13 protein-coding genes are annotated in these 15,065 nt (G+C 44.6%); 4 read left to right on the top strand and 9 right to left on the bottom strand.

Annotation, left to right across the window (positions count from 1 at the left end; translation table 11 throughout):
- Window positions 1–30: 30 nt before the first annotated feature.
- Window positions 31–1,038, bottom strand: coding sequence for a LacI family DNA-binding transcriptional regulator (locus MD535_RS05070; RefSeq protein ID WP_265673845.1), 1,008 nt, complete (start codon window positions 1,036–1,038; stop codon window positions 31–33).
- A 250-nt stretch (window positions 1,039–1,288) separates the two neighbouring features.
- On the opposite strand from MD535_RS05070, the gene MD535_RS05065 reads away from it, so the two are divergent.
- The 4 genes from MD535_RS05065 to MD535_RS05050 all read left to right on the top strand — a co-directional run bounded on the left by MD535_RS05065 (window position 1,289) and on the right by MD535_RS05050 (window position 5,483).
- A complete protein-coding gene (locus MD535_RS05065) occupies window positions 1,289–2,515 on the top strand; it encodes an ABC transporter substrate-binding protein (RefSeq protein ID WP_265673844.1) in 1,227 nt (408 codons plus the stop codon).
- Window positions 2,516–2,583: 68 nt separating this feature from the next.
- The gene (locus MD535_RS05060; protein ID WP_265673843.1) at window positions 2,584–3,477 is read left to right on the top strand and encodes a carbohydrate ABC transporter permease; all 894 of its coding nucleotides are present in this window, start codon (window positions 2,584–2,586) and stop codon (window positions 3,475–3,477) included.
- Window positions 3,478–3,528: 51 nt separating this feature from the next.
- Window positions 3,529–4,386, top strand: coding sequence for a carbohydrate ABC transporter permease (locus tag MD535_RS05055; RefSeq protein WP_265673926.1), 858 nt, complete (start codon window positions 3,529–3,531; stop codon window positions 4,384–4,386).
- Window positions 4,387–4,391: 5 nt separating this feature from the next.
- Window positions 4,392–5,483, top strand: a complete 1,092-nt coding sequence (locus MD535_RS05050) for an ABC transporter ATP-binding protein (protein ID WP_265673842.1) — start codon at window positions 4,392–4,394, stop codon at window positions 5,481–5,483.
- A gap of 99 nt (window positions 5,484–5,582) precedes the next feature.
- Here the strand turns inward: MD535_RS05050 and MD535_RS05045 are convergent, their stop codons facing one another.
- The 8 genes from MD535_RS05045 to MD535_RS05010 form a co-directional block, all read right to left on the bottom strand.
- Window positions 5,583–7,367 carry an exo-alpha-sialidase gene (locus tag MD535_RS05045; RefSeq protein ID WP_265673841.1) on the bottom strand — a complete coding sequence of 595 codons (1,785 nt, stop codon included), beginning with the start codon at window positions 7,365–7,367 and terminating at the stop codon, window positions 5,583–5,585.
- 115 nt (window positions 7,368–7,482) lie between these two features.
- The gene (locus MD535_RS05040; RefSeq protein ID WP_265673840.1) at window positions 7,483–8,571 is read right to left on the bottom strand and encodes a YjhT family mutarotase; all 1,089 of its coding nucleotides are present in this window, start codon (window positions 8,569–8,571) and stop codon (window positions 7,483–7,485) included.
- A 9-nt stretch (window positions 8,572–8,580) separates the two neighbouring features.
- Window positions 8,581–9,759: an N-acetylneuraminate epimerase gene (locus MD535_RS05035; RefSeq protein ID WP_265673839.1), complete on the bottom strand. Its 1,179-nt coding sequence runs from the start codon at window positions 9,757–9,759 to the stop codon at window positions 8,581–8,583.
- A 239-nt stretch (window positions 9,760–9,998) separates the two neighbouring features.
- Window positions 9,999–10,835 (bottom strand): MurR/RpiR family transcriptional regulator, encoded by an 837-nt coding sequence (locus tag MD535_RS05030; RefSeq protein WP_265673838.1) that lies wholly within the window; start codon window positions 10,833–10,835, stop codon window positions 9,999–10,001.
- A 220-nt stretch (window positions 10,836–11,055) separates the two neighbouring features.
- The gene (locus MD535_RS05025; RefSeq protein ID WP_265673837.1) at window positions 11,056–11,946 is read right to left on the bottom strand and encodes a dihydrodipicolinate synthase family protein; all 891 of its coding nucleotides are present in this window, start codon (window positions 11,944–11,946) and stop codon (window positions 11,056–11,058) included.
- A 150-nt stretch (window positions 11,947–12,096) separates the two neighbouring features.
- On the bottom strand, window positions 12,097–13,380 hold the full coding sequence (locus MD535_RS05020) for a TRAP transporter large permease (RefSeq protein WP_265673836.1): 1,284 nt from the start codon (window positions 13,378–13,380) through the stop codon (window positions 12,097–12,099).
- An 8-nt stretch (window positions 13,381–13,388) separates the two neighbouring features.
- Window positions 13,389–13,910 (bottom strand): TRAP transporter small permease, encoded by a 522-nt coding sequence (locus MD535_RS05015; protein WP_265673835.1) that lies wholly within the window; start codon window positions 13,908–13,910, stop codon window positions 13,389–13,391.
- A 73-nt stretch (window positions 13,911–13,983) separates the two neighbouring features.
- Window positions 13,984–14,949: a sialic acid TRAP transporter substrate-binding protein SiaP gene (locus tag MD535_RS05010; protein ID WP_265673834.1), complete on the bottom strand. Its 966-nt coding sequence runs from the start codon at window positions 14,947–14,949 to the stop codon at window positions 13,984–13,986.
- Window positions 14,950–15,065 lie beyond the last annotated feature (116 nt).

The raw sequence follows: 15,065 nt of genomic DNA, 5'->3' as shown, positions 1-15,065 counted from the left end.
AACTATTTCGCACATCGTATGGAAGCTCGGTTACTTCCTCACAATGCCCGTTGATTTTCTAATCGTTAAAGTGGGTTCAAAACTGTGCTCTATAGGCAGTTGTTCGTCGTAACATAAATTCAATAATTGATGGCAAGCATTACGGGATATTTCTTCAAGTGGTACATGAATGCTGGTCATTGCCGGAGAGGTATAACTTGATATATCGATATCGTCATACCCTACGACTGAAACGTCCTCACCAACACATAGTCCTTCACGATGCAACGTTGCCATCGCCGCCATCGCGCTGTTATCGTTACCACAAAATATGGCGGTAAATGGTTTATCTTTATGCAACAAACGTTGGGTCGCGAGCGCACCTTGCTCAAAGCTATAGCCACCTGACTCGACCAAATCATCATCAATTTCAATACCCGATAATTTCAGCTCATCCACAAAACCCTGATGGCGCTTCTTCGCATCCTGTGCACTCATTCTTCCACTTACCACTGCAATATCTCTATGCCCAAGCGCAACAAGATGTTGGGCAGCGAGCTTTCCGCCTTGATAATGGTCTGCGCTAAACGTTTTTTGACTCAATTCTTCGATATCACGATTAATAAACACCACTTTTGGATAACGTGCTTCAATTTTCGCCAATTCAATCACTGACAACTCCGGGCATGACATCAGTATTCCGTCACAATCACGTTCTATGAGGTAGTCTAAACATGCTATCCGCTCTTCATCCGTAGTCGCATCCTCCGCATTCGCTAGAATGATGTGTTTGTCACGCTTGCGTAATTCCCTTTCTATTGTTTGCAACATTTTTCGATGAAACGAACCAGAAAATGAGGGAACCCAAAGACCAATAATGTTCGACTTCTTAGATGACAATGAACGCGCCATACTGTTGGGGCGATAATTAAGTTCTGCCATCGCTGTCGCGACTTTATCCATTGTTTTTTGCGAAATCGAGGCGTTACCCGACAGATATCTGGAAACAGTTCCAACACCTACTCCTGCTAATTTCGCTACATCTTTTATCGTCGCCATTGAACATTACCTTATGAGCTACTCACGTTTATACTTGCTCCATATTAGTTAACTTTCATCACTTTAGACACCATTTTTTACACGTATCATACAAAGTCGTAAAATTCGTGACGTAATTCTCATGTTTATAAATTACTCAAAAAGTTTCTAGATCTAGAAATAAAGAAGCGATATAAAATAGCAATTGGAATCGATTCCATTAAAGAAATACTACTTAGGAACAATAACAAATTAACGAAAGGGTATTCTCATGATCAAGAACGTGACACTCGCTGCTGCCATCGCCATTTCCGTCTCACCTGCTTTTGCCAAAGAAGAAGCTGAAGTTATGCACTGGTGGACATCTGGCGGAGAATCCGCTGCGATAAAAGTATTAGCGGAGGCTTATGAAGCCGATGGAGGCGCTTGGAAAGACAGTGCTGTAGCTGGTGGCTCAAACGCTCGCTCTGCTGCTATTAACCGTATGATTGGTGGCTCGCCTACGACAGCCGCACTGTTTAATACCTCGCAGCAATATCATGAGATGATCGCCGAGGATATGCTCAATAATATCGATGCGGTCGCCAAAGCCAATAATTGGGACCAAATCCTGCCACAGCCAACGCTAGATGCCATCAAAGTCAATGGTCACTTTTACGCAGCCCCTGTCAATATTCATATGCCTGGTTGGTTCTGGTATTCCAAAGAAGCATTTGATAAAGCAGGCATTCAGCAAGAGCCGCAGACTCCAGAAGAGCTGTTTACTGCATTAGACAAATTAAAAGCTGCCGGCTATATCCCCCTCGCACTAGGCGGACAAAACTGGCAAGAAAACCTCTTATTCGCCACCGTACTGAGTAATATTGGCGGTAAACAACTCTATCTTGACGCTTTGGGTAAAAGAGACTCGAAGACGTTGAACTCTGATGAATTCAAAGCCGTAGTAGACACATTTTTAAAACTCAAACCATACGTAGATACTGGCTCACCAGGCCGTAACTGGAACGATACCACCAGCTTAGTGATCAACGACAAAGCCGGTATTCAGGTGATGGGAGATTGGGCAAAAGGCGAATTCACCCAAGCGAAAAAAATTCCGGGTCAAGACTATGGTTGTTTTCCTGGTTTAGGCGATGATTCTCTTTATATTGTTGGTGGCGACGTCTTTGTCTTTCCTAAAACCAACGATAAAGAACAAATTGCGGCTCAACAAAGTCTTGTCGAATCCATGCTGAAGCCTGAAACCCAAGTGGAATTTAACAACTTAAAAGGGTCTGTCCCAGTTAGAACGGACATCGATGTGTCTTCCATGGACATTTGTGCACAAAAAGGCGCGGCCATTTTAAAAGTTGCAGAGCGTCAGATTCCTGATGGCTCCATGTTGATGGAAGAATACCTCTATGGTTCATTAAAGGACGCCGTGACCGAAGTTTGGAACTCTCCAAATATCACCACAGCTCAAGCCGTCACTGTCTTTGAGCGCGCACTAAGAGACTAACCTGACAGGCATCAACGGCTATGCTGCTGATGCCTTTTTCTGTATCCAATTAACACGGGAGATCCCCTATGGATCTAGTCGCCATTAAACGGCATATTAGAAGAAACACGCTAGCTTATGTAGCCATCCTTCCAATGGCGTTTACCGTTATTGTGGCTTACATGGGCACGATGTTTTGGTCGGTGAGATTATCGTTTACCAGCTCCAGAATGTTACCTAAGTATGACTTCGTCGGATTATCTCAATATGAACGCTTATTCGAAACATCACGCTGGGTAACGTCGCTCGAAAACCTACTCATTATTGCCTTTTTATTTTTGGCTATTTGTTTTGTTCTTGGGTTTTTACTCTCCATATTTATCGACCAAAAAATCAAAGCGGAAAGCTTTTTTAGGACCATCTTTCTTTTCCCTTATGCCATGTCTTTTATCGTAACTGGCTTAGTGTGGCAGTGGATTTTCAATCCACAGCTAGGAATTCAAAGTGCAATGCGCAGTCTAGGTTGGGAGTCGTTTACTTTTGATTGGATCGTGAATCCAGACATGGTGCTCTATACCGTTATTATCGCTGCCGTCTGGCAAGGCTCTGGTCTGGTTATGGCATTGTTACTTGCTGGACTTCGCGGTATTGATGAAGACCTTTGGAAAGCGACCAAAATCGATGGCATTCCGACATGGCGCGTCTATGTCAGCATTATATTGCCCATGCTTCGTCCAATGATTATCACCACCGTCGTACTGCTTTCTATCAGCATTATCAAAATGTATGACGTGGTGGTAGCAATGACACTTGGTGGGCCAGGTGTCGCAAGCGAAGTACCAGCAAAGTTCATAATGGATAACCTTTTTGAAAGAGCCAACATCGGCATTGCCACCGCAGCATCAACTGTGATGCTCACCACCGTTCTGTGTCTTATCGCACCGTTCATTTATACCAATTACATCAAGAAACAAGGTAGGTAGGCTATGAATACTCTCTCACCTACAATGACGCCAGCCGTCACTAAACGTCCAATGTCACCAAGAGCACGTTGGGGACGGGTCGGCATTTACGGCTTTTTGATCATAACAGCACTGTTTTTCTTACTGCCACTCTATGTCATGGTTGTGACTTCATTTAAAGAACTCGATGAAATTCGTATGAGCAGTATTTTTGCCCTGCCCCAGCAACTGTCTTTCGACTCATGGAAAGTCGCTTGGAGTAGCGCGTGTACTGGACTCGAATGCAATGGTTTGCAAGTTGGCTTTTGGAACTCAGTTAAAATTTTGATACCAAGTGTGATCATTTCTGTTCTGTTTGGCGCGGTTAACGGCTATGCGCTTTCCTTTTGGCGAATAAAAGGCGCTAACCTTTTATTTGCTTGTTTACTACTTGGAGCATTTATTCCCTACCAAGTTTTTATTTACCCGCTTATCCGCGTCTACGCGGATTTAGGTATCTATGGCACACTTACTGGCGTTGTGGTATCGCATGTTATTTTTGGTATGCCAATAATGACGCTACTATTTCGTAATTATTACAGCACACTCCCCTTGGAATTGTTTAACGCTGCCCGAATCGATGGCGCAGGTTTCTTCAAAGTGTTTTTTGCCATCATGCTGCCTATGTCTGTGCCTATTATCATCGTGGCCGTGATTATGCAGGTAACCAATATTTGGAATGATTTCTTAATTGGTTTGGTTTTCGCTGGTACCGAGAACTTACCAATGACAGTACAGCTTAATAACATAGTAAACACCACAACCGGTGAGCGTGCATACAACGTCAACATGGCCGCTACCATTCTTACTTCTCTTGTTCCTCTGATCATCTATGTGGCATCGGGACGTTGGTTTGTCAGAGGCATCGCTTCTGGTGCAGTAAAAGGATAATCATCATGGGTATAGTCAATATTAATAAGCTTGATATCAGCTACGAGAGCACCAAAGTAGTAAAACAATTAGACCTATATATCAATGATGGCGAGTTTCTCGTTCTTCTCGGGCCATCAGGGTGTGGAAAGTCCACCTTACTCAATGCAATTGGCGGACTGATCGACTCCAGTGGTGGGAGTATCTCATTTGATGGAAAAGATGTGACATGGACGGATCCCAAGGATCGTGGCATCGGTATGGTCTTTCAGTCCTACGCACTTTACCCAACAATGTCGGTTGAGAAGAACATGTCTTTTGGGCTTCGTATTGCAGGTGTTGATAAAGATATTATCGCCAAAAAAGTACAATGGGCGGCTAAATTATTGCAACTCGAAGCATTACTCGACCGTAAGCCATCAGCGCTTTCTGGTGGGCAACGACAACGGGTTGCGATTGGTCGTGCACTCGTCCGTGATGCCGACATATATTTATTCGATGAACCTCTTTCCAATTTAGATGCAAAACTTCGAGCAGAGCTCAGGCTTGAAATCAAGAAACTTCACCGTACCTTGAAATCAACCATGATTTACGTCACTCATGACCAAATTGAGGCGCTAACTTTAGCGGATCGTATTGCCGTCATGAAAGATGGCATCATTCAACAACTTGATACACCACATAATGTTTACAATAAACCGGCCAATCTTTTTGTGGCAACATTCTTAGGGTCTCCAGCGATGAACTGTGTTGAGGGGCAATTGAAGATCAAAGGTCAAAGCACGTATTTTCAATCCCATCAGCTGTCGCTTAATGTCACCGACTATCCGTTTAAATCACCAGCGATTGATGGCATGCCTGTCACACTCGGCATGCGCCCAGAACACTTGTTCACATCGTTAACCAAAGATGATGACGAAAACAGCCTAACGGGCGTTATCGAACTGGTTGAGCCAATGGGTTCAGATACTCTCGTGTGGTCAAGATTTGACAGTGAACATACGTTATCTCATCGCACAACCACAGAATTTGAAATTCATGCCGGGGAAAACATTACCGTAAAAGTCGACGCCGCACGCTGTTCAATATTTGATTCCAACACTACCCAAAGGTTATAAAAACTAGGTCCCGATACTACGCAGTACCGGGACCTCTTTTTTACCAGTCTGGTCTTGCTGGTAACAATTACCTTACTCCCAGATTCCTAATATTCTAAGTTAATTTACCGAATCAATGTCAATAATCATCACTCGAATTTCGGTACTGGATGCCGCTTCATAAATAACCCCTAAGGTTTCATTACCATTCACGCCTTGATCTTTTAAGACAACAATATCTGAATAGGCACTATAGCCATCTCTAAATTGAGTACGCTGCGTGAAATCGTAAACACCACTACCGTTATCTATTGCGCTCCATATTGCTAGATCGTTTCTATCAGAACTGATTGCTCCGTTCCCTTGTGGGCCAGACATAAGCACTCGATTATCTCCGTACCGAACTAGACCAATATCCACTTGATCCAACTTGAAGAATATCGAGCCATTGACTGAGTGACGAGATTCGACAACCTCAACCCAACTCACGCCATCGTCTTCACTAATATAGTGATATCGATTAAAGTTACCTGTCCCAGTGACGCCATCGTTACGAGCAGACATGAGCAACCGTCCATCATTAAGCTGCACCATATCTGCTTCACTTGGTTCTTGGGCATAGGTCGGGGTTTGCTGTCCTGCATGCCAAGTTACGCCATGGTCATCACTGTATATAGACACCACTGAAAGGTGCGAAAACGCATCCAAAACAATCGCCGGGAAAATCAACCGACCTGACGTTAATTGAATACCCTGACCCGGTCCGGCGTTAATGCTCTTCCATCCAGGATCACCTTTCCCACCGCTTGCACCTGTTTTAGTCCACCCCTGCTCACCTGGATGATTAACCACATTGCCATTTTCACGTCGCATTAAAGTGGCATTAAAATCACCCTGTAATACATTCGCCACGGTGAATGAAACCGATTTATACGCTGAACTTCCTTGCGTGGAAGAACAGCCATTCCCCCACGTGACTGTTTTCGAGCTGTGTGATTGTCCAGCCCATTGGCTGGCAATTAACGTACCATCGACATAGAAACTCGCATGAGTTCCATCGCCAGTAATACGATAATCATGGTAACCACCAATATCGAAACCTAACGGGTACTCGAGATTTTGACCATTCGCGTACAACACCGCTTTGACTGACTTGTCCTCGTTCACGACTAAATCAACCAAAAATCGCGTATTACCATTACCGTAGTATTGAACGTTACAAGAGCCATTTGCCACTCTTGACTGCCACCCTAACTCCCAACCGTTGCTGTTTGCTTGGGTAATGACACTCGATGCCGGTGTTAGTGACCATGTTGCTCTACCATTAATAGCCGCATCTCCGTTAGCAAACCAGTTCACATCGCGAACTTGGTCCAACACATCCGTCGCGGTAGACCACGTCTGACCATGATCATCACTCACGCGATAAAGCAATTTATGGTTGGGGTCATCAAACGGCACGCAGTTGCCATTTTGAGCGCAATCGATATCCCACTGCGTATAAAAAACAAACAACCGCCCTGAAGTGGAATCTAAAATAGGTCTAGGATCAGAAAACGCCTGACCAGACACTTCATGGATCGCCTGATAAGCGGACCATGTTTGACCGTTATCCACTGAACGTCGGCTTTTTATACTGGTCGCTACGCCATTGCCCGGATCCCCAGATGTACCGCGACCTTCGGCAAACGCCACGAGTGAACCATCAGCAGCGACGATCATTGATGGTATTCTAAAATGGCTGCTGCCTCCTTCTCCCCCTTTAAAAACCACCACATCTCGAATATTTGGGGCGATAGCATTCGCTGGTGACGTCATTAGTAATAGCGTAAACAGCAACGATGCCAGCCACGCCACTTTCATTAAATCTGTCATCCCTTTTATTGACTTTATAAATTCTTGCACTGTCTTTCTCCTTGTTGATACAGAAAACGACACGCACCACCACAGACATCGAGTATCCCGTGAGGATACTCACAAAGTGTTTATCGTTTAAATATTGTTGGCAATAACTCTCGACTTACTTAACGACTTGCAAAAGCGCACATTGCGTCGACGCATGCCCCTTACCGTCTTCTCCCCCGATAACTAACATACCCAGATCTGTCGAGACACTCATCCCGTATGCACATGCACGGGGCAACCGGCCTATGCGCTGCCATTGCCTAGCAGAAAATAACCACACATCGTCGCAATAGGTCTTGGTTAACCCCTGATGGGTATACCACTGCTTCTCTTTCGCCCTTTGTTGACTACCAATAAAGTAAGCGCCACCCGCCACTAAATACCCAGAAATTGTTAGTCCGGAAAAAGCACCCGCTACACCTTCATGTTTCGGAAACGACTGCTGAATACAGGGCAATAAATGGCTAACGACTGGATGGCGAGGATGGAACGTGAACTGTTTAACTTGAGTGCTGCGTAGCCCTGGTTTCACTTCGCCTTCAATTAAAACCACCTTATGCCCATCATGAATCAAACTGGCACCGCAATTAGCGGGGTATGGATTTTTCATTAAGACTTGCCACGTTTGAGTTTGGCAGTCGAACAACCACACATCCTGATTCCATTGGTAATCTTCTGGTGCCATTGACATGTATTCGACTAACGTCTCTTGATGTTTAACGGGATCTTCCTGCGAATCGATTAAAGATAACCGCCGAACAAAATCATCAAACAACGGTTTGTTATAGCCGCCAAAAAATGCGATTTTGTCAGGACTAATCTCACAGGCATTAGCACCTAGCAATCCAATAGGGGTATCTGAAGACGCTCTAAGCCACTGACTTTCTTCAAAGGCAACGGATGCACCAACTTCTAAATAATATCCATCCGTCAGCACTTGAGTTGTAAAGCTGTTTTCGGCTAATCCGGCACCAGAAAATACCCAAATACGGTGTTCGGTCGCCACCATAACTGCGTCGTTTCGCTCTGAAGCAGGAAAGGTGGGCAACGGCTGCCAGCCTTGATGCAACGTCTCTAAATCTAAATAAAAAAGTTGCGTTCCCGCACTTCCTAGCCCAGCAAAGACTCGCTGACCAACACGCGCCGCGACACCATTTTTTATAGCGATGGGAAAATCAGGATAAGCGGTTATTGACAGAGTCATGGTGCGCTCCTAATTCGTCACTTGAACCGATTTACCATCCCAAGACAGTAAGTACACTTCTTTACGAGCCTCACGTTGCTGATCTTCTCCCCCAATGACTAATACGCCTTTATCAGTGGTAAATGACGCACCATAAGCCAGACCGTGCGGTAAACTTGTCGATTGTGACCAGAGCCCATTAGAGAGCACGTAGGTTTCTCGGTTAAATGCTTTGCCAAATCCGTTATGGGCAAACATGTTACCTTGCTCAAACGCACCTTTGGCTCCGTGGAAATTCGCCCCGCCAGCCACAATCATGGCACCATTACTTTCACCTGCGTATGCCCCTGCTACCCCTTCTTGCACACCCTGGCCTGTAGGTTGAGGAAGATCATGCAAACTTACCCATGGTTGCTCTGCGCCAAACTGGAATTGTTTCACCTCAGCCGTTCTCAGCCCCGGTTTAATTTCACCGCTGATTAATGTTGCCATTGGCCCTTTCGTTACAATGGCAGAGCCACAATTAGGAATAAACGGTGAAGCCCCTAAGTCATCCCAACGTCCAGTTTGGGGAGAGTAGCTCAACACATTCTGATTCCATTTATAATCTAGCGGCTTCATTCCCATGTAATCATCAACAATTTTCTGCCACTTTTTAGGCTGTGTTTTCTTATCGGTTGCGTTAATGTCTGAAAGATATTGGTCAAAGTAACCCTTGTTGTAACCGCCAAAAAACAGCACCTGCTTCCCATCGGGAGAATAAGACGCTGCTCCCAATAGGCCGACTGGAGTTTGCGTCTCAACCTGCGACCACTCATTGCTCTTAATGTCATAGCGGTACACCGTATCAAACAAAACAGGAGCAGCATCGTTAACACTTTGCTTTCCTGAGCCACCAAATATATAAATATTGTTATCAACGACTGTCGCGGTTGCACCACTACGAGAAGGGCCTGTAAACGTCGCTTGTTCTCTCCAACCTTGCGATACATTATCAAGGTCAAGCATATAAAATCCTTTACCTGCTGAGCCAAGTCCGACGTAAAGCTTGTTGTCAACCTGGACACCGACGCCACTTTTAAAACCAACCGGCAGATCCGGCCATTGCTGGTTGGCATATAGCGATGCGCTACATAAAAGTGTGAGACTACCAAGGAGTGAAGTTGCGAGAGCCGGGATTCGGGCACGGCGTTTAGTGAGATTGTCCATTCTAATTATTCCTTTTATTTATACCATGATGCCAACAACGCTCCAGCCAACATGAACGTCGTTTGTTTAATTTTCATACATAGTATTGATCAAAAAAAATAATTTTTACAAGATCAATTTAACAAAAAAATAATCTTTACTGAAAATAGCAAGAATTTTGGCGGTGAAGGTGTAAACCAAGTGGGACATAAAAGAAAAGCCCGCCGAAGCGAGCTTATTAAATTTATATAATCAGAGTACTAACTCGTCATTAGAGGCATAACCACTTCCGCAGTTTCTTGTACGGATTCTGAGTATTCAGGGTAGGTTTCAAGAAGCTTATTGACTAACACATCCACCAGCAACAATGCGCCCACTTTTGACGCAAAAGCGCCGCCAGTCAAGGGGCCTTCTGGCCTTGCGGCAACCAACATTTCGCTCGAAATAGCCGATAATGGGCTATGACTAATATTCGTTAACGCAATCACTGGGATATTGCGTTTGTAGGCTTGCGTGGCGGCATGGACCACTTCTTTGGTTGAACCCGAACTGGACACCGATATCCATAAATCGCCCTCACTACAGCGAACGGCGTTCATCGCTGCAAGATGAGTATCTTCATACATAGTGACCTTTTTGCCAATTCTTAGTAATCGAAATGACAAGTAACGCCCTACAATACTCGATGCGCCGACCCCTACACAGCTAATAAAACTGGCTTTATGAACAAGGGTACAGATTCGGTCTAATGATTTTCTATCTATGAGCTTGGCGGTATCTTGTAAACTTGCTACCGCATTTTGAGCAGACACATCGCATACGTCTCCATCAACGATGGGGGCATTGCGCGTCGCGGTTTGGCTTAAATCTATCGCAAGCGCCATACGAAAATCAGAATACCCTTTGTACCCCATATCACGGCACAGCCGGACTACTGTCGCTTCACTGGTTTGAGTATTCTTGGCAAGATCGGTGATCGTTTGAAACTGCACGTCATGCGCATTTTCTATGATGTAATCAGCGACGATTCTTAGTTTTTTACTCAACGGCTCAATATTAGAGCGCATCCTGACTAAAAGGTTTTTAGGCGAATTCACAATAGCCTCTTTCTCATGTTGGCATAGCTTCTGCTAGCGTAAAAATAGCAGACTCAGGAAAACAATGACATAGCCCTAAGTATTTAAGCAGTAAATTAGTAGATTCAACAAATAAAGCTGCAATTTAATGGTTGGAAACCATACAAAAAGGGGATTTTCCGTGGAACGATGCCCCTCTTTGTATCGCTCAGTACAGACTTAAATTCTTAGAAAACGGGGTTTATAAGAAATCAGCATCTCGCATTTTTGCTATAACATCGGCTTTCTGTGTTGTCGTTAAAGCGCGAATAGGCAAACGAGGATCACCAACATCAATACCATGTAACGCCATGGCCGCTTTACCTGCAGCGACACCACCGTACTCAACTAATACCCGAATAATGGCGATAACCTTATCCATTAGAGCGCTAACCTGAGCTTGATCACCACGATTAAACGCTTCAATGATCGCTAAATATAAAGGCGCTGCGTAGTTATAAGTGCTACCCACCGCGCTCACTGCCCCAACCGCTAGACCGGCAGGCAAGAACTCATCAACTCCAAACGGTACGTCAAATTTCCCACCAGCCACACGCACGCAACGTTGATACTCATAAAGGTCACTATGATTGAACTTAGCGCCAGACAGATTAGGAATGCGTTCATTTCCTTGAATGAGGAATTGCTCTAAATCAACATTCACCCCGGACATGCCAGAATGATAATAATAGAAGCCCTTCGACGGTGCAGCCGCCGCAACTTGAGCACAATATTCAACCAAATCCTCTACATTACCCGGCTTAAAAAAGCAGGGGCCAATGGCAGATGTCGCTAGGATATCAAGCGTGTCGGCATGGCGAGTCAATTCTAATGTATCAACAATGCTCAACGCCCCGGTATGTACAATTAGATCTAACTGACCATCCGCCGCTTTCTCCCAGCGCTTGGCAATGATTTTTCGCTCTTCGACCGAGCAGTGGATCCCTTCACCTGTGGTTCCACAAATGTATGCGCCAGTAACGCCCTGTTCAATAAGGTGTGCCGCTATCTGATCAATCGCCCCAAGATTCACGCGATTTGCAGAATCAAACGGCGTATGAGGTGCAGCAATTAAGCCTGACAATTTTTTCATCTTCATCCCTTAAAAATAACATCTATATATTCTGGTCATATCGATGGAACAGAGGTCCCTATTCCATCTTATAAGTTGGTCTCGTTTCTTTTTAAGCACTAGCGTGATGATCACTTGAATAACCTAATGCTCAAATGGCTCATTACTTGGCTACTGCCCGTATCCCAACATAAGTTCTGGTAGGAACAACGTAAATTGAGGGAACACCGCAATCAGCGCCAACACAATAAACAAAGGCACCAACAATGGAATAACGCCTCTTGTTAACGTGTGGAATGGAATGTCACCGACTTTCGAAACGACGTACAAAGCCATCCCCATCGGCGGTGTCAAAATACCAATCATTAAATTCAAAATAGCCATGACACCGAAATGCACCGGGTCAATACCGACCGCGGCCGCGACGGGTACTAAGAAGGGAACCAATAACAGCAATAGTGCCAGTGATTCAATAAACGTACCCAAAAACAGCAGGAGTAAATTGATAAGTAACAATAGAACCAGAGGGTTATCACTAATGGTTAGGAAGTAGTCCGCCATCATTTGTGGCAATTGCTCACGCGCAACAATCCAACCAAACACCGTTACACCCATCACCATTAGAGCCACTACCGCTGTGGTGTTAACCGTTTCTTTTAAAATATGTACAAAACTAGAAAGTGTTAATTGACGATATACCACCGTACCCAAAAATAGCGCATATAAAGAGGATACAACCGCCGCTTCTGTTGGTGTGAACTTACCAGAGAAAATACCGCCAATAATAATGACGGGGGTTAATAGCGACAAAAACGCTTCTTTAAGTGACTTAAACTGGTCTCGGCGAGATGCACGAGGTAGCGTCATATAGCCGCGTTTCTTACAAATGACATAGCTCATAATCATGAGCGATGCCGCGCACATTAAACCCGGTATTGCACCTGCGAGAAACAATGCGCCAATGGACGTATTAGACACGACACCGTAAATAACTAACGGAACCGATGGTGGCACCAGGGGACCAATAATGCATGATGCCGCCGTAAGTCCACCAGCAAAATCGTCGTCGTATTTTGCATCTCTCATTGACTTAATTTCTAACTGCCCAAGACCACCCGCGTCGGCCAAAGCCGAACCAGACATTCCAGAAAACAGCAGGCTTGCCATGATATTGACATGCCCTAAGCTGCCCGTAATGTGGCCAACCATAGATTTGGCGAAATTAAAAATTCGCTCTGTAATACCAGCACTGTTCATTAGGTGCCCAGTTAATACAAAGAACGGAACAGAAAGTAAGGTAAAGTTATTGATACCCCCCAGCATTTGCTGAGCAGCGAAGTTAATACCGGTACTTTGTGTCAATAGCAAAAATACCAGCGCGACAAAAATGAGTGAGAAGCCTACTGGCATCCCTGCAAAAAGAAGGGCTAACCAGCCAAAAATTGAACCTGCCATATCGAATCCTACCTAGCCATTGTTTGCGAGCTCTGCTCACACTCTACTTCGTCGTTGCGACGAAAATCCTTTACGAGCTGAACCATTTTTTCCACTTGGCGAACCACCATAAACGCCCCACCCACTGGCAAGCTGTAGTTCATCCATTTACTGGATATTTCCAATGTAATCAGTTCAAAAAATGCGGTACGTTGCACGTGTTGATAACCAAGGTAGACGATGGCGAAAATAGAAGCTAAAACCGCCAGTTCCAGAGTGAAAGCCAGTACAAAGCGAGTATTGTAGGAAAGCTTATCCGAGAAAAATGTGATTTTGACGTGTGACCCGCTTTTGATTGCCAATGCGCAACCAATTAACGACATATACATAAAGAGCAGCCTTGCTAACTCTTCGCTCCAAAGGGATGGGTCATTTAACAGCCATCGTGTGCCTATTTGCCACGTCAACACTGCCAGCAACACCGCCATTAGAGGAACCGTTATAATTTCTTCTATATTATCAATAATCTTACGTAACATTTTTAGCTCCAAGGCTGGCCCCTAATGGCCAGCCAAGCTTGTTTACAACCAAAGTAAATCGCGACCTATTGTTTAGGCTTAGTCCTTACATTCCGGCTAATTTTTTCACAATCGGCTGACCAATTTTTGCTTCAAACTCTGAATACAGTGGCTCCATTGCTTGACGGAATGGTGCCAAATCAGGGTAAGTGACGTTAACCCCTTCAGATTCAAAGAAAGCGACCAATTCAGCTTCTTGTTGTTTCACTGAAGCCGTATGCGCAGCCCCCGCTTTTGCTACGGCTTCAGTGACAACATTACGCTCTGCATCAGACAACTTCTGCCATGTCGTATCTGAAATGATCACCATTTGATCGTTAACAATATGATTAGTGATGGCTAGGTTCTTTTGAACCTCGTAAAACTTCATCGTTTTAATTGTTGGAAGTGGGTTCTCTTGACCATCTACCGCATTGGTTTGCAGTGCCAAATACACTTCAGAGAACGCCATGGGTGTTGGAGAGGCGCCAGACAGCTTCGCGTAATTCAAGTTTGGTTTGGCATTTGGAACACGAAGTTTCAATCCTTTAAAATCACTGATCGATTCCAATGGTCGGTTTGATGTGGTTTCACGAGTACCGTTGTACCATGTGTCCAAAGCACGCCAGTTAAATTTAGTCAGCATTTCCTCACGGATGCCTTGTCCAAAGTCCGATTCAAACATACGGCGCAGATGCTCGTAATCCTTAGCGACGTAAGGCAACGTAACAGCTTCAGCTCGTGGGATCCAAAGACCCATTCGCCCAAACTCTGCATAAGTAATGTCCAAATCGCCCATGCTTAACTGTTGCAACATTGCTCGGTCATCACCAAGCTGTGCGCTTGGAAAAAGTGATAGTTTCAATTCACCATCACTAAGCTCTTCAATGGTATCGGCAAGCAATTTAGCTGACGTGTACTCAACCGATCCAACCGACGCCTGCATACCCATTTTTAGTGTTGTTGCTGCTTGTGCTGAAACTGCAAATCCGAGTGTCAGCATCGCGATGGTAATTTTGTTCATGGCTTTCATATTGTTCCCTTATATTTATTTTCTACCTGATTTCACCACTTTCAAAAAAAAATTTTATTTTGTTTGAAAAAAATCTTCGTTATGGATTATCATAGCGGTGAAGATTATTTTCAAAC

The sequence above is a fragment of the Vibrio qingdaonensis genome, from assembly GCF_026191675.1.
Taxonomy (GTDB): domain Bacteria; phylum Pseudomonadota; class Gammaproteobacteria; order Enterobacterales; family Vibrionaceae; genus Vibrio; species Vibrio qingdaonensis.
Note: the sequence above shows the minus strand (reverse complement) of the source record. Positions and strands in the feature narration are given on the sequence as shown.